The following is a 15,684-nucleotide window of genomic DNA, read 5'->3' as shown; positions in this document are numbered from 1 at the left end:
CGGGGCGGGGTGGTCAGCTGGCCACTCCGCCTGCTAACAGAAGCCTGTGCCACGACACAGGCCACGTAGAAGGACAAGCATGTTTACATTCCTGCTGAAACGGTTCTATCAGGCCGTGATAGTGATGTTCGTCATCAGCCTGGTCGCCTTCTCCATCCAGGACAACCTGGGTGACCCGTTGCGCGAGCTGGTGGGACAATCCGTCTCCGAAGCCCAGCGCCACGAGTTGCGCGAGAAGATGGGCCTCAACGATCCCTTCCTCGTCAAATACAGCCGCTTTTTGAAAAATGCGGTGCACGGGGATCTGGGTACTTCCTACTTTTTCAAGCGACCGGCTCTTGAGGTGATCCTCGACAAGCTGGTAGCGACCCTTGAGCTGGTCTTTGCCGCAGCTCTGATCATCGTCGTGGTCTCCATTCCGCTTGGCGTCTACTCGGCGATCCGGCCGCGCAGCATTCCCACCAAGATCATCATGGCGGGGAGCAGTATCGGCATCTCGATCCCGGTGTTCCTGACCGCTATCATGCTGATGTACCTCTTCTCCATCCAGCTGGGTTGGCTGCCGGCTTATGGCCGCGGCGAGACCCGTAATCTGCTGGGCTGGCAGTCGGGCTTCTTCACCTGGGACGGCATCAAGCACCTGATCCTGCCCGCGGTGTCGCTCTCCTCCATCATGCTGCCACTGTTTATCCGGCTGGTACGCTCCGAGATGCTGGAGCAGCTCTCCTCCGAGTACGTCAAGTTTGCCCGCGCCAAGGGGCTGGACAACAACAAGGTCTACTACCAGCACGCCCTCAAAAACACCATGCTGCCGGTCATTACCGTCGGCGGGGTGCAGATCGGCACCATGGTGGCCTACACCATCCTGACCGAGAGCGTGTTCCAGTGGCCGGGAACCGGCTTCCTGTTCCTTGAGGCGATCCACCGGGTCGATACCCCGCTGATCACCGCCTACGTCATCTTCGTGGGTCTGATCTTCGTGGTGACCAATACCTTGGTCGACCTGCTCTACGGGTTGATCAACCCGACCGTTAACCTGACCGCCAAGGGGTAAGCGCATGACTAATGCTGTAACTGCAAGCCCAAGCCGTTGGGCACGTTTCAAGAACTCCGACATCGTCTACTACTTCCTGCGGGACAAGGTAGCCATGTTCAGCTTTGCGGTGTTCGTGGTGTTTGTGCTGGCGGCGCTGTTGGCGCCCTGGCTGGCACCGCACAACGTCTATGACCAGACCAGCTTTGACCTGATGGATGCCGAGTTGCCTCCTTCCTGGCTGGATGGCGGCGAGGAGCGCTTCTGGCTCGGTACCGACAACCAGGGGCGGGATATCTGGAGCACCATCCTTTATGGCGCCCGTATCTCCCTCACCATCGGTCTGTTTGCGGTGGCGCTGCAACTGGTGCTCGGCATCGTCATCGGTCTGATTGCCGGTTACTTCGGTGGTCGCATCGACAACTTGCTGATGCGCTTTGCCGACGTGCAGCTGTCGTTCTCCACCATGATGGTGGCGATCATCATCTCTGCCATTTTTCAGGCAACCTTTGGCTCCGAGTTCTACTCGAAGTTCGCCATCATGATGCTGGTGGTGATCATCGGTATCGCCGAGTGGCCGCAGTACGCCCGTACCGTGCGCGCCTCTGTGCTGGCGGAGAAGAAGAAGGAGTATGTGGAAGCTGCCAAGGTTATGGGGTTCCGTGCCCCGCGCATCATGTTCCGCCATATTCTGCCCAACTGCCTATCGCCGATCCTGGTTATCTCCACCGTGCAGGTGGCCAACGCCATCATGAGCGAGGCGGCACTCTCCTTCCTTGGTCTGGGGATGCCGGTAGACCAGCCGTCACTGGGATCGCTTATCAGCGTCGGTTTCAACTACATCTTCTCCGGCTCCTGGTGGATCACCGCCTTCCCGGGTATCTGTCTGGTGGTGCTGGTGCTAGTCATCAACCTGCTCGGTGACTGGCTGCGGGATGTGTTTAACCCGAAGATCTACAAAGGGTAATTCGGGCCAGAAACGCAAAAATAAAAAGGGCGCCAATGTGGCGCCCTTCTTTTGTTTGATAGCTTTAAGCGTTATCAGGCTTGTAACCAGCTTTCGATGCTGCGCTGGATACCTGCACTGTCCAGACCGAGCAGGGCATAGATCTCCTGCTGGGTGCCCTGTTCCACGAAGCGATCCGGCAGGCCGAGGTTGAGCACTGGCTTGCACTGTTTATTGCGCATCAGCAGCTCGTTCACCGCTGAACCGGCGCCGCCCATGATGGCGTTGTCTTCGATAGTGACGAAGTGATCGTGGCTGGCCGCCAGCGACAGCACCAGTGCCTCATCCATCGGCTTGACGAAGCGCATGTCCACCAAGGTGGCATCGAGCGCTTCGGCCGCAGCTTTGGCGTGTTGCAGCAGAGTGCCAAACGCCAGAATGGCGGTGCCCTTGCCCTCTCGAATAATGCGTCCCTTACCAAGCTCCAGCGCCTGCATCTCTAACGAGATGGGGGCATCGCTCAGGCTGCTGCCACGGGGGTAGCGCACCGCGGCGGGACCCTGATGGCGATAGCCGGTATAGAGCATCTGGCGGCATTCGTTCTCGTCAGATGGCGTCATCACCACCATGTTGGGCACGGTGCGCAGGAAGCTGATGTCGAATGCCCCCTGATGGGTAGGGCCATCGGCGCCTACCAGACCGGCCCGGTCGATGGCGAACAGCACCGGCAGATTTTGCAGCGCCACATCGTGGATCACCTGATCGTAGGCACGTTGCAGGAAGCTCGAATAGATGGCAACCACCGGCTTCTTGTCGGCGATGGCGAGACCAGCAGCAAAGGTAACTGCGTGCTGCTCGGCAATGGCCACGTCGAAGTAGCGATCCGGATATTGCTGGCTGAATTTCACCAGCCCGGAGCCTTCACGCATGGCGGGGGTGATACCGACCAGCTTCTCGTCTTTCGCTGCCATATCGCACAGCCACTGGCCGAAAATGGACGAGAAGGTGGGCTTGGCCCCGCTCGCCTTGGGCAGTGCGCACTCGTCCGGATTGAACTTGGGCACGGCGTGATAACCGATGGGGTCTTTCTCCGCAGGCTCGTAGCCCTTGCCCTTCTTGGTCTTGACGTGCAGCAACTGCGGGCCCTTGAGATTGCGCATGTTGCGCAGGGTCTCGACCAGCGCTTCGATGTCATGACCGTCGATGGGGCCGATGTAGTTGAAGCCGAACTCCTCGAACAGGGTGCCGGGCACCACCATCCCCTTGAGGTGCTCTTCGGCCCGCTTGGCCAGCTCCTTGACCGGTGGCAGCCCTGCCAGCACCTTCTTGCCGCCTTCGCGGATGGTGGTGTAGAGCTTGCCGGACATGACCCGGGCCAGATGGTTGTTGAGCGCGCCGACGTTTTCAGAGATGGACATCTCGTTATCGTTGAGGATCACCAGCATGTCTTTGTGAACATCACCAGCGTGGTTGAGTGCTTCAAAGGCCATGCCTGCGGTAATAGCACCGTCACCAATCACCGCCACCACCTTGCGACCCAGCCCTTCGCTCTCGGCGGCGACCGCCATGCCGAGTGCCGCACCGATGGAGGTGCTGGAATGGCCGACGCTCAGTACGTCGTACTCGCTCTCGCCGCGCCAGGGGAAGGGGTGCAGACCATCTTTCTGACGGATGGTATGGATCTGATCACGGCGTCCGGTCAGGATCTTGTGGGGATAGGCCTGATGGCCCACATCCCAGATCAGCCGATCGAACGGGGTGTTGTAGACGTAGTGCAGGGCCACGGTCAGTTCGACCGTGCCGAGCCCGGAGGCAAAGTGTCCGCTGGAGCGGCTGACGGAGCGCAGCAGATATTCGCGCAGCTCGTTGCACAGCACCGGCAGCCGCTCTTTGGGCAGGGAACGCAGCTCTATCGGGGTGTCCGCAAGGGCCAGGTTGGGGAAATTGCTAATATCAACGCTCATATTGTTACTGTTATCCAGCGTTTAGTGGGTTCGCTCGATGATGTAATCGGCAAACGCTTCCAGAATGTCGGTATTGTAGGGCAAGGATTGCAGGGCTGTTAAGGCTTTACCGTGCAGTTCGCGAGCCAGCTCACGGGCGTTTTCGAGTCCGAGCAGCGCCGGGTAGGTACTCTTCTCCAGCGCCAGATCCGACCCTTGCGGTTTGCCCAGGGTGGCGGTATCGCCGGTGATGTCGAGGATGTCATCCTGCACCTGAAAGGCGAGACCGATGGCGGAAGCATACGCTTGCAGCGCACTCAGGGTCGCTTCGTCCACATTTTCTTGGCACAGAGCGCCGAGGATGACGGCGCATTCGATAAGGGCTCCCGTCTTGTGACGGTGCACCTGCTCCAGCTCGGCGAGCGAGATCTGGCGCCCTTCCGCTTGCAGATCCAGCGCTTGACCACCGCACATGCCCAGATAACCCGAGGCGCGGGCGAGGGTGCTCAGCATTCGCACCCGGTTGCTCAGTAGCGTAGCGGGCATGGGATGGTCGGCCAAAATGGAGAACGCCAGCGTTTGCAGGGCATCGCCAGCCAAAATAGCGGTGCCTTCATCGAACGCCTTGTGGACGGTCGGCTGGCCGCGACGCAAATCGTCGTCATCCATGGCGGGCAGATCGTCGTGCAGCAGGGAGTAGGCATGGATGCACTCCACTGCGGCGGCCGGGCCATCCAGCAGTTCGCTCTTTACCCCCAGCATCTCGCCCACGGCGTAGACCAGAAAAGGGCGTACCCGCTTGCCGCCCAGCAGCAGGCCATATTTCATGGCATCGCGCAGGCGCGGTGCCATGGCCGGCAAGGATTCAAGTTGTGCTGACAGACAGTCGTCAATACGCTGACGATGCAGACGGGAAAAATGGTCCAGCGCCACTCACTCTTCTCCTTGTTCTGGCTGGAAGGGGGCAAGCTGTTCGCTGCCATCGGCTTTGCTGAGCAGGATTTGGATCTTCTGCTCTGCCTGCTCCAGCTTCTGCTGGCCGGCACGCACCAGATGGACTCCTTGCTCGAACTGCTTGAGCGCTTCTTCCAGCGGGAGGGAACCTTGCTCCAGCTGATGAACGATGGTTTCCAGCTCTTCCAGAGTGGCATCAAAACTCAGACGGTCGATTTTTTTACTGGCCATGTCCATCCTCGGGGATTGAAAAAAACGGCTTATATTAACATCGACCGCCCACCGGGGGGAGGCTGAAAACGCCAGAGCCTCAAACTCTCGACAAATCGGTCGATAATGAACTGGCCTAGCCTTCGGATAGAAACTTGCCGCTGGGGCCGCAATAGCAGAAAATTCAACAGTGTATAATAGTCATATCGGCACAGGTGACAGGAGTAGGAGTGTGGATCTAGGTAGTCTGATAGGGATAGTGCTGGGCTTCGGGGTCGTGGTGTACGGCATGTTGCTGGGTGGCCCCATGAGCATGTATGTAGATATGCCCTCCGTCTATATCACCATTCTCGGCTCCATCTTTATTGCCATGATGAAGTTCAACCTTGGTCAGTTCCTGATGGCGTTCAAGGTGGCCGGTAAAGCCTTTGTGTACAAGGGCGACAAGCTGGAAGATCTCATTACCAAGGCGGTCGAGTTGGCTGACGCGGCGCGCAAGGGGGGCTTTTTGGCTCTGGAGGCGGCCGAAGTGCCCAATGCCTTCATGAAAAAGGGGATCGACATGTTGGTGGACGGCCATGATGCCGATGTCATTCGCGGCGTATTGGAAAAGGATATCGAGCTGACGGCTGAACGGCATGTTATCGCCATCAAGGTGTTTCGCTCCCTGGGGGATCTGGGGCCTGCCATGGGAATGATAGGTACGCTGGTTGGTTTGGTGGCCATGCTGGCCAATATGAGTGATCCCAAGTCCATCGGCCCGGCCATGGCGGTGGCATTGCTCACTACGCTGTATGGTGCTATCGAGGCCAACATGATCGCCATCCCCATTGCCGACAAGTTGGAGCTGCGCAGTGGTGAGGAGCGGCTGAGCCGCTGCTTGGTGCTGGACGCCATCATGAGTATCCAGGATGGCCAGAACCCGCGGGTGGTTCAGTCCATGTTGCAAAACTATCTGAACCAGTCCAAACGTAGCAATGGTGCTGAGTAGGGAGACGTATGTCTGATTGCAAGTGTCCGCCACCAGGGTTGCCTGGCTACATGGGGACTTTCGCCGACCTGATGTCGCTGCTCATGTGCTTCTTCGTGCTGCTGCTCTCTTTTGCCGAGATGGATGTGCAGAAATTCAAGCAGATCGCGGGTTCCATGGAGAAGGCGTTCGGGGTGCAGAATATTCTCGAGGTGAAAGATATTCCCAAGGGTACTTCGGTGATCGCTCAGGAGTTTCGGCCTGGTCGTCCAGAACCGACCCCGATCGACACCATCATGCAGCAGACCGTTGACATGACCCAGACCGAGCTGGAGTTTTTGCCTGGCGAGTCTGACCAAGCGGGTGGGCAGGACAAAACCGATGGCAAGCAGACTGGCGGCGATACTGCGCAGGATTCGCACAAGGCTCAGCTGCAATCCAATGAGCTGGCCAAAAAGCTAGCGGAGCAGATGAAAGAACAGATTCAGGATGGGGCGATCGAGATCGAGGCGCTAGGCCAGCAGATTATTATCCGGATCAGGGAAAAAGCATCATTTCCGGCTGGATCTGCCTTTCTACAACCCCAGTTCTGGCCGGTCATTCGCAAAGTGGCAGCCCTGCTCAAGGATGTGCCGGGTGAAATCACCATTTCCGGCCACACTGACAACGTGGCGACCGAAGATGAGCTATTCCAGTCCAACTGGGAGTTGTCATCCCAGCGGGCGGTAGCGGTAGCTCACCAGATGATAAAGGAACCCGGTTTTGATCAGGGGCGACTGGTGGTGCAGGGCATGGCGGATTCCCAGCCATTGATGCCCAACACTACGCCGGAAAATCGCCGAATGAATCGGCGGGTAGAGATCTCCATCATGCAAGGCAAACCTGCGGTATCAGCGCCCATCTCGGCGCCGGAAAGGAAGGAATAATTTGTCAGGTCGAGTGATAAAGCGAGATCTGCATCAGGGGGCTGGCGTGGATTTTGTGTTGGCTTCATATTAAGATGCCCCATCCGAACCGATTGCTGCGGCCTCCTTGCTGATAGCCGCAGTCTCTATTTTCAAGCAACCCAGGTTTCGACTATGAATCATACTCCGATGACTGTTCGCGGTGCTGAGAAGCTGCGCGAAGAGCTCGACTATCTCAAGACCGAGCTTCGTCCCCAGATTATCGAAGCGATTGCCGATGCCCGTGAGCACGGTGATCTGAAGGAAAATGCCGAATACCATGCCGCTCGTGAGCAGCAGGGGTTCTGTGAAGGGCGCATTCAAGAGATTGAAGCCAAGCTCTCCAATGCTCAGGTGATCGATGTCACCAAGATGACCAACAATGGCCGTATCATTTTTGGTGCGACCGTCACCTTGCTCAAGAGCGAGACAGAGGAAGAGGTGGTCTACCGCATCGTGGGCGATGATGAGGCTGACATCAAACAGAACCTTATCTCCGTCAACTCACCGATTGCCCGCGCCTTGATTGGCAAGGAAGTGGACGATGTGGCCATCGTCAAGACGCCTGCCGGTGATGTCGAGTATGAAGTGCTGGAAGTCGCTTATATCTGAGCGCAGGCGTGTTTGATGAAACAGGGGAGCCGGTGCTCCCCTGTTTCTCTTTACCCGGTTTGATAACCTTGGGTAAAAGCGTCCTGATGGCACGGCAACCGCCAGTGGCGCAGATGCTCAATGTTGTTTTTGCTTATCTTGAAGCGAATTGCCCATGTTGCACTGGTGCGTGGTACCTTATGGGTCTTATTTGTCGCCTCTATGCGGTAGGGTCCCTTCTTCTGCGATGCCGATCTCACCGTTGTTCAATGTATCCGCCACCATGCAGAGAGGCATGTTTTCTACGATAAGGCCGTAGAGGGAGGGGTGATCACCTGATAATGGTTGCGGTCGGTGCGCAGTGGCGCCGCCTGGCTGAGTCGCCAGGCGTTAGGCTGGGCGAAACCTAGCTCATTGATTATCGGAGTCGATAGGCGTGGTTCAAGGACGCTGTCTTCTCTTTGAGCTGCGCGAAGGTGCGGGGAAAGCGTAACGGCTGTCCTGTGAAGCGGGCATCGAGATGACCGCTCAGAACGTGGGTGTCCTGATGGTTCCCCAAGTCCCGCAGCATGGTCAGCTCATCGTCGGTCAGATTTGATGGTGAGCCATAGTGCGTGTCCGAAAGTATTCATCGCAGGTTAAGGGCTCTGCGACTACCTTGGCAGCGACTCGGGAAGAAGTGGAATAAGGAAAGAGCGATGCTCTTTCCTTTTACTTGCGGGGCAGCTGGATTTTGGGTTCGTTGGCTTGACGATAAATGGTCAGCACATGACCCATGCTTTGCACCTTGATTGAACCGGTTTCACGGACGATAGCATCCATAACCAGTTGTTTCATTTCGCGATCTTCAGAGGCAACCTTAACCTTGATCAGCTCGTGATGGTTCAGTGCCAGATCGATCTCGGCCAGTACGCCTTCGGTCAGACCATGCTGACCCAGCAGGACGACAGGCTTGAGGCTGTGGGCAAGGCCCTTGAGGTACTGTTTCTGTTTATTGTTGAGAATCATCGCAATTTCTTCATAAGTCAGGGTTGAAAGGGGCGTATTCTACCCCCACTTAGCCCTTAATACTAATAACCCTTGTGGTTTTTTAAAGTCGATTATCATGACCCAGAAAAAACGTTCCCCCAGTTCAACTCGCTGGTTAAAAGAACATTTCGACGATCAATACGTCAAAAAAGCCCAGAAAATGGGTCTGCGTTCTCGTGCTGTTTTCAAGATTGACGAGATCCAGGGCAAGGATCGCTTGCTGAAACATGGCATGACCGTAGTGGATTTGGGGGCAGCCCCCGGTGGTTGGTCCCAGTTCGCGGTTGAACAGGTTGGTGATTCGGGTCGCGTCATCGCATGTGACATTTTGCCGATGGATCCCATTGCTGGTGTCGATTTCCTGCAAGGGGACTTTAGGGAGGAAACTGTACTCGGCGCGTTGCTGGAGCGAGTGGGTCCCGACAAGGTCGATGTGGTGATGTCTGATATGGCGCCAAACATGAGCGGTACCCAGCAGGTGGATCAGGCTCGCGCCATGTATCTGGTCGAGCTGGCGCTGGACATGTGCAATCAGGTATTGCGCAGTGACGGCAGTTTCGTGGTGAAGGTGTTTCAGGGAGAGGGGTTTGATGCCTATCTCAATGAAATTCGTCAACTTTTCTCAGCTGTCAAAATTCGTAAACCAGACTCATCCCGCGCTCGTTCACGGGAAGTCTACATTGTGGCTACCGGTTTTAAACTGTAGTACCCTAACCTTCATCGTTAACTGTCAGTCTGCGAGGTTACTGATTTGAGTGACATGGCGAAAAACTTAATCCTGTGGCTGGTCATCGCCGTCGTTTTGATGTCGGTGTTTAATAGCTTCAGCCCCAGCGATACCACCAGTCGCCAGCTGGACTATTCCAGCTTCGTTAAAGAGGTGACCCAAGAGCAGATCCGTGAAGTGCGGATGGACGGTAAGGTCATTAATGGCGTCAAGCGTACTGGTGAACGATTCACCACCATCATCCCGGCGCCGGATCCCCAGCTGCTCAACGACATGCTCAATCACAACGTTAAAGTGATGGGCGAGAAGCCGGAAGAGCCGTCTCTGTTGACCTCTATCTTCATCTCCTGGTTCCCGATGCTGCTGCTGATCGGTGTCTGGGTCTTCTTCATGCGTCAGATGCAGGGCGGCGGTGGCAAAGGTGCCATGTCGTTTGGCAAGAGCAAGGCTCGCCTGATGAGCGAAGATCAGATCAAGACCACCTTTGCTGACGTTGCAGGTTGCGATGAAGCCAAGGAAGAGGTGAAAGAGCTGGTCGACTATCTGCGCGACCCGAGCAAATTCCAGAAACTGGGTGGCAAGATCCCGACCGGTGTGCTGCTGGTTGGTCCTCCCGGTACCGGTAAAACCCTGCTGGCCAAGGCTATTGCTGGTGAAGCCAAGGTGCCGTTCTTTACCATCTCAGGTTCCGATTTCGTGGAGATGTTCGTCGGTGTCGGTGCTTCCCGGGTGCGTGACATGTTCGAACAGGCCAAGAAGTCCTCTCCCTGCATCATCTTCATCGATGAAATTGATGCGGTCGGTCGTCAGCGTGGCGCCGGTCTGGGTGGTGGTCACGACGAGCGTGAGCAGACTCTTAACCAGATGTTGGTCGAGATGGATGGTTTTGAAGGTAACGAAGGCATCATTGTTATCGCTGCAACCAACCGTCCTGACGTACTGGATCCAGCCTTGCTGCGACCGGGCCGTTTCGACCGTCAGGTTGTGGTCGGTTTGCCGGATGTCCGTGGTCGCGAACAGATCCTGAAAGTGCACATGCGCAAAGTTCCATTGGCCGATGACGTCAATCCAGCGTTGATTGCCCGTGGTACTCCCGGTTTCTCCGGTGCGGATTTGGCCAACTTGGTCAACGAGGCAGCCCTCTTCTCTGCCCGTGAGAGCCGTCGAGTGGTCTCCATGGCCGAGTTCGAGAAGGCCAAGGACAAGATCATGATGGGTGCGGAACGTCGCTCCATGGTGATGAAAGAGTCCGAGAAAGAGATGACTGCGTATCATGAAGCTGGCCACGCCATCATTGGTCGTCTGGTTCCGGATCATGACCCGGTGTACAAGGTATCCATCATTCCGCGCGGTCGTGCGCTGGGTGTGACCATGTATCTGCCGGAGCAGGACCGCTGGAGCCACTCCAAGCAGCATCTGGAGTCAATGATCTCCAGCCTGTATGGCGGTCGTCTGGCAGAAGAGCTGATCTATGGCGCAGAGAAGGTATCAACTGGCGCATCTAACGATATCGAGCGAGCTACTGATATTGCACGCAAGATGGTGACCCAGTGGGGTATGTCCGAGCGTCTCGGCCCAATGCTTTACGCGGAAGAAGATGGCGAGGTGTTCCTCGGTCGCAGCATGGCCAAGGCCAAGCATATGTCCGATGATACCGCTCGCGTTATCGATGCCGAGGTCAAGCAGGTCATCGACCGCAACTACGCCCGTTCCAAGCAGATCTTGCTGGATAACATGGACGTGCTGCACACCATGAAAGATGCGCTTATGAAGTATGAGACCATCGACGCCAAACAGATCGATGATCTGATGGCGCGTCGCGAGGTGCGTGCTCCCAGCAACTGGCATGACGAACACGGTGATACCCCGCAAGGTGGTTCTACCGTGGCTGCCGAGGCTAAGCCGGCCGATGAGGCCGTACCGGTGGCGGATGTCACTGTCGACAAAGCCAACGACGTCCCGGCCAAGTAATCGTGACTCTCCAAACCCCGGGCTTGCCCGGGGTTTTTCTTTATCAGATGGACGTGAACATGCAGTTAACCAGCAAGGGGCTTAGCCTCTCCCTCGACCGTCCCCATGTGATGGGGATCCTCAATGTGACGCCCGATTCCTTCTCCGATGGCGGCAATTTCAATCAGTTTGAACGGGCGATGGCCCATGCGCGGCAGATGGTCTCTGATGGCGCGACCCTCATCGACATCGGTGGCGAGTCGACTCGCCCCGGTGCGCCTGATGTGGGCGAGCAAGAGGAGCTGGACAGGGTCATCCCTGTCGTGGAGCAGATAGTTCGCGAGCTGGATGTCATGATCTCTCTCGATACCTCCAAGGCTGTGGTGATGAGAGAGGGTTGCCAGGCGGGGGCCCATCTGATCAACGATGTGCGGGCGTTGCAAGAGCCAGGAGCGTTGCAGGCAGCTGCCGAGGCTGCTGTTCCTGTTTGTCTGATGCACATGCAGGGGCAGCCGAGAACCATGCAGGTCGAGCCCCACTATGACGATCTGCTCGGGGAGGTGCGCGCCTTTTTTGATGAGCGCATTGCTGCTTGTCTGGCGGCCGGGATCGAGCGTGAATCTCTGTTGCTGGATCCGGGATACGGTTTTGGCAAAACATTGGCACACAACTATCAGTTGCTTGCGGCTCAAAAGGAACTTCTTGATTATGGCTTGCCGCTATTGGTCGGGATGTCGCGAAAGTCTATGATAGGCAACCTGCTGGCTCGTCCGGTTGGCGAGCGTCTGGCTGGTAGCTTGGCATGCGCCCTTATCGGTATGCAACATGGTGCACGGGTCATCCGGGTTCACGATGTTCGGGAAACCATGGATACGCTGCGGGTCGGCTGGCAGGCAATGACGGGACAAGATTTTATTTCCAGATAATAAAGAGAACAGACAATGGCAAGAAAGTATTTCGGCACCGATGGTGTGCGCGGTAAAGTCGGCGAATATCCCATTACTCCTGATTTTGTGATGAAGCTGGGCTGGGCCGCGGGCAAGGTGCTCTCCAAGAAGGGCACCAAAAAGGTGCTGATTGGTAAAGATACCCGCATCTCTGGCTATATGCTGGAGTCGGCCTTGGAGGCTGGTCTCTCCGCCGCTGGCCTCAAGGCCATTTTGATGGGCCCGATGCCGACCCCGGCCGTTGCCTACCTGACTCGCACCTTCCGTGCGGAAGCTGGCATCGTTATCAGCGCATCCCATAACCCTTTCTATGACAACGGTATCAAATTTTTCTCCGCCGATGGCACCAAACTGCCCGATGAAGTCGAGCTGGCTATTGAGGCTGAGCTGGATCATGAACTCAAGTGTGTCGAGTCGGCTGAGCTTGGTAAGGCTGTGCGTATCGATGATGCCGCTGGCCGTTATATCGAATTTTGCAAGAGTACCTTCCCCTCCAATATGAATCTTGAAGGGTTGAAGATGGTGGTCGATTGCGGTCACGGGGCAACCTATCACATCGCGCCATCGGTTTTCCGCGAACTGGGCGCTGAAGTGATCACCATGGGCTGCACCCCTGATGGCCTCAATATCAACGATGGTGTCGGTTCGACTGCCCCTGAGGCGCTGGTTGCCAAGGTGCGGGAGTGCAAGGCTGATCTCGGCGTGGCATTCGACGGTGACGGCGATCGCCTGATCATGGTGGATCACACGGGCTATCTCATCGACGGTGACGAGATCCTCTATATCATCGCGCGCGATGCCTTGCGCAATGGCCGTCTCAAGGGCGGCGTTGTCGGTACGCTGATGGCCAACATGGGTTTGGAACTGGCGCTGCAAACTCTGGGCATTCCGTTTGCCCGTGCCAAGGTGGGTGACCGCTATGTGCTGGAGATGATGGAAGAGAAGGGCTGGCGTATCGGTGGCGAGAATTCCGGCCACATTATCTGCCTGGATCAGACTACTACGGGGGATGGCATCGTGGCCGCCTTGCAGGTGCTCACCGCCATGCGCAGTGCCGAGATGCCGCTGGCCAAACTGCGCTCCGGCATGAGCAAGTTCCCGCAGGTGCTGGTGAATGTTCGCTTTGCCGAAGGCAAGGATCCGCTGGCTGCTGATACCGTCATGGATGAGGTTGCCAAGGTGGAGCAGGAGTTGGCTGGTCGTGGCCGCGTTCTGTTGCGTAAATCCGGTACCGAACCGCTGATCCGGGTCATGGTCGAAGGCGAGCATGAACAACAGGTGCGTGATATGGCTCAGCGTATTGCCGAGCAGGTTGAATCGGCGTTTTAATGAACAACCAAGGCGGATTTTTAGTCGCCTTGGTTGTATCTTGTTCAAACGATTCAAAAATTTAAAAATAGCACTTGTCAGCTGAGCATCCTCTGGATATTATCAGCCCCGCTTTCGCAAGGGAGTTGCCGATGGGACATCGCAAGCCGTTTGTAGCCGCCAACTGGAAGTTACACGGTGTTAGGTCGCAGTTAGAGCAGTTTACGAGTCAGTGCCTGAATGGTGTTGACGGAAAAGTAGATGTGGTTCTCTGTCCTTCCCATGTGCATCTCGACTTTACCGCTTCACTGCTCGATGAGCAGAAAGTAATAAAGTTGGGGGCTCAGAGTGTGAGTCAGCACGACACTGGCGCTTACACAGGAGAAATCTCGTGTCAGATGCTGGTTGAGGCAGGGTGTCGTTACGTATTGGTAGGGCACTCCGAGCGCAGGCGTCTCTTTGGTGAGACCAGTTATATCGTCGCAGAGAAGTTTGCGGCTGCCAGAGCGGCAGGCTTGATTCCCATCCTCTGTTTAGGTGAATCAGGAGCGGCAAGGCAGGCGAGAAGAGCCTTCGAGGTGATCGCTGAAGAGCTGGATATCGTCATAGAGAAAAATGGCGCGATGGCTTTCGATAATGCTATCATCGCCTACGAGCCGATTTGGGCTGTAGGTACAGGTAAATGCGCCACACCCGAGCAGGCACAAGAGGTTCATTCCTTTATACGTGGTCGCTTGGCGGAGGATACTCCGGTAATAGGTGAGAAAGTTAGAATCATCTATGGTGGGAGCGTAACGCCAGCCAATGCAAGAGATTTGTTTGCCCAGCCTGACATTGATGGCGGACTGATTGGCAGAGCAAGTCTCGATAGCGATGCGTTTTTAGGAATTGTTGAAGCGGCAAAGGGTGCAAGTTAAATGTACGAGATTCTTTTAGTCGTTTATCTGCTGGTTTCACTGGCTCTGATTGGTCTGGTGATGATTCAGCAAGGTAAAGGGGCTGATATGGGCGCCTCCTTCGGCGCAGGGGCATCGAACACAGTATTCGGCTCCAGTGGTTCAGGTAGTTTCCTGACCCGAACAACAGCGATTTTGGCTACTCTGTTTTTTGTAATCAGCTTGGTGCTTGGCTCTATGTCCAGCAACAAGGTCAAACAGGGTAGTGAGTGGGAAAATCTGCAACAAACCCAACAGGTTGAGCAGAGCAAAGCGCCAGTTAACAAAGATACTGACGTTCCCCAGTAAGTGAGTTTTGCCGTGGTGGTGGAATTGGTAGACACGCTATCTTGAGGGGGTAGTGCTCTAGGGTGTGCGGGTTCGAGTCCCGCCCACGGCACCAATTAAGCAGTGAGCTCGGGTAACCGGGTGTATTATAGCCAGTCAGTCTTGTATCGAGAGAGTGATGTGGCTATAATCTCGCACGATTTCGGACGCGGGGTGGAGCAGCATGGTAGCTCGTCGGGCTCATAACCCGAAGGTCGTCGGTTCAAATCCGGCCCCCGCAACCAAATTTCACGCATTTCCTACGCTCAGGAAGGCGGTCGCTGCGAGGCGACAATCAGGGTAAAGCGCCAAGCCCCGATTTGACATCGGGGCTTTTTGTTATGTGCAATTTACTCTGAATCGATCTCTATCTGGGCTTTATGCCCTTTTTTTGTTTTTCGGAGGGTGACTTTGGCTACGTTGGAACAACGTTTGACCGATCTGCTCGAGGCTCCGGTCGTTGCCTTGGGTTTTGAACTTTGGGGTATTGAGTTTATCCGTGCGGGTAAACACTCCACCTTGCGTGTCTATATCGATGGCGAGCAGGGTGTGACTGTCGAGAACTGTGCTGAGGTCAGCCATCAGGTTGGCGCCATCATGGACGTCGAAGATCCCATCACCGAGGAGTACTACCTCGAGGTATCCTCCCCCGGCATGGATCGTCCCCTGTTCAAGGTTGCCCATTTCGAAAAATACGTTGGCCAAGAGGCGGCGGTAACGCTTCGGATGGCAACAAACAACCGCCGCAAGTTCAAAGGCGTAATCAAAGCTGTGCAAGGCGACATGATCACCCTGACAGTAGATGGTAAGGACGACGTGTTGGCTTTCACCAATATCCAAAAAGCGAACATAGTGCCGAACTTTGGTTAA

At 56.0% G+C, this 15,684-nt stretch carries 16 protein-coding genes and 2 tRNA genes; 14 read left to right on the top strand and 4 right to left on the bottom strand.

Features of this window, described 5'->3' with window-relative positions:
* Positions 1–79: 79 nt before the first annotated feature.
* Entirely contained in the window at positions 80–1,054 is a 975-nt protein-coding gene (locus ACE1BR_RS19505; protein ID WP_374873192.1) for an ABC transporter permease, read from the top strand.
* 4 nt (positions 1,055–1,058) lie between these two features.
* The gene (locus ACE1BR_RS19500; RefSeq protein WP_005358470.1) at positions 1,059–2,000 is read left to right on the top strand and encodes an ABC transporter permease; all 942 of its coding nucleotides are present in this window, start codon (positions 1,059–1,061) and stop codon (positions 1,998–2,000) included.
* 74 nt (positions 2,001–2,074) lie between these two features.
* Here the strand turns inward: ACE1BR_RS19500 and dxs are convergent, their stop codons facing one another.
* From dxs to xseB, 3 genes are read right to left on the bottom strand one after another with little or no spacing between them, the layout of a single operon-like run.
* The gene (gene dxs, locus ACE1BR_RS19495; RefSeq protein ID WP_374873189.1) at positions 2,075–3,943 is read right to left on the bottom strand and encodes a 1-deoxy-D-xylulose-5-phosphate synthase; all 1,869 of its coding nucleotides are present in this window, start codon (positions 3,941–3,943) and stop codon (positions 2,075–2,077) included.
* A 21-nt stretch (positions 3,944–3,964) separates the two neighbouring features.
* The gene (gene ispA / locus ACE1BR_RS19490) at positions 3,965–4,855 is read right to left on the bottom strand and encodes a (2E,6E)-farnesyl diphosphate synthase (RefSeq protein WP_374873187.1); all 891 of its coding nucleotides are present in this window, start codon (positions 4,853–4,855) and stop codon (positions 3,965–3,967) included.
* Positions 4,856–5,107: an exodeoxyribonuclease VII small subunit gene (gene xseB / locus ACE1BR_RS19485; protein ID WP_374873185.1), complete on the bottom strand. Its 252-nt coding sequence runs from the start codon at positions 5,105–5,107 to the stop codon at positions 4,856–4,858.
* A 211-nt stretch (positions 5,108–5,318) separates the two neighbouring features.
* Here xseB and pomA point away from each other — a divergent pair, with 211 nt between their 5' ends.
* The 3 genes from pomA to greA all read left to right on the top strand — a co-directional run bounded on the left by pomA (position 5,319) and on the right by greA (position 7,612).
* Positions 5,319–6,077 (top strand): flagellar motor protein PomA, encoded by a 759-nt coding sequence (pomA, locus tag ACE1BR_RS19480; RefSeq protein WP_374873183.1) that lies wholly within the window; start codon positions 5,319–5,321, stop codon positions 6,075–6,077.
* 8 nt (positions 6,078–6,085) lie between these two features.
* Entirely contained in the window at positions 6,086–6,982 is an 897-nt protein-coding gene (locus tag ACE1BR_RS19475; RefSeq protein WP_374873181.1) for a flagellar motor protein MotB, read from the top strand.
* A gap of 153 nt (positions 6,983–7,135) precedes the next feature.
* A complete protein-coding gene (greA, locus tag ACE1BR_RS19470) occupies positions 7,136–7,612 on the top strand; it encodes a transcription elongation factor GreA (RefSeq protein WP_374873179.1) in 477 nt (158 codons plus the stop codon).
* Positions 7,613–8,302: 690 nt separating this feature from the next.
* Here greA and yhbY read toward each other — a convergent pair.
* Positions 8,303–8,599, bottom strand: coding sequence for a ribosome assembly RNA-binding protein YhbY (gene yhbY / locus ACE1BR_RS19465; RefSeq protein WP_005338829.1), 297 nt, complete (start codon positions 8,597–8,599; stop codon positions 8,303–8,305).
* A 97-nt stretch (positions 8,600–8,696) separates the two neighbouring features.
* Between yhbY and rlmE the strand changes: the two genes are divergently transcribed.
* The 9 genes from rlmE (at position 8,697) to rimP (ending at position 15,684) form a co-directional block, all read left to right on the top strand.
* A complete protein-coding gene (rlmE, locus tag ACE1BR_RS19460) occupies positions 8,697–9,326 on the top strand; it encodes a 23S rRNA (uridine(2552)-2'-O)-methyltransferase RlmE (RefSeq protein ID WP_204484039.1) in 630 nt (209 codons plus the stop codon).
* A gap of 45 nt (positions 9,327–9,371) precedes the next feature.
* Entirely contained in the window at positions 9,372–11,318 is a 1,947-nt protein-coding gene (gene ftsH / locus ACE1BR_RS19455; protein ID WP_374873177.1) for an ATP-dependent zinc metalloprotease FtsH, read from the top strand.
* A 59-nt stretch (positions 11,319–11,377) separates the two neighbouring features.
* Positions 11,378–12,223 carry a dihydropteroate synthase gene (gene folP, locus ACE1BR_RS19450; RefSeq protein ID WP_374873175.1) on the top strand — a complete coding sequence of 282 codons (846 nt, stop codon included), beginning with the start codon at positions 11,378–11,380 and terminating at the stop codon, positions 12,221–12,223.
* A 15-nt stretch (positions 12,224–12,238) separates the two neighbouring features.
* Positions 12,239–13,573, top strand: coding sequence for a phosphoglucosamine mutase (gene glmM, locus ACE1BR_RS19445; RefSeq protein WP_374873173.1), 1,335 nt, complete (start codon positions 12,239–12,241; stop codon positions 13,571–13,573).
* A 131-nt stretch (positions 13,574–13,704) separates the two neighbouring features.
* The gene (gene tpiA / locus ACE1BR_RS19440; RefSeq protein WP_374873171.1) at positions 13,705–14,469 is read left to right on the top strand and encodes a triose-phosphate isomerase; all 765 of its coding nucleotides are present in this window, start codon (positions 13,705–13,707) and stop codon (positions 14,467–14,469) included.
* The gene (gene secG, locus ACE1BR_RS19435) at positions 14,470–14,796 is read left to right on the top strand and encodes a preprotein translocase subunit SecG (protein ID WP_374873169.1); all 327 of its coding nucleotides are present in this window, start codon (positions 14,470–14,472) and stop codon (positions 14,794–14,796) included. It begins immediately after the preceding gene.
* Positions 14,797–14,805: 9 nt separating this feature from the next.
* A tRNA-Leu gene (locus ACE1BR_RS19430) sits at positions 14,806–14,890 on the top strand.
* A 92-nt stretch (positions 14,891–14,982) separates the two neighbouring features.
* Positions 14,983–15,059, top strand: a tRNA-Met gene (locus ACE1BR_RS19425).
* A gap of 166 nt (positions 15,060–15,225) precedes the next feature.
* Positions 15,226–15,684 (top strand): ribosome maturation factor RimP, encoded by a 459-nt coding sequence (rimP, locus tag ACE1BR_RS19420; protein ID WP_042060102.1) that lies wholly within the window; start codon positions 15,226–15,228, stop codon positions 15,682–15,684.

The organism is Aeromonas sp. MdU4 (assembly GCF_041929505.1).
Classification (GTDB): Bacteria; Pseudomonadota; Gammaproteobacteria; order Enterobacterales; family Aeromonadaceae; genus Aeromonas.
Note: the sequence above shows the minus strand (reverse complement) of the source record. Positions and strands in the feature narration are given on the sequence as shown.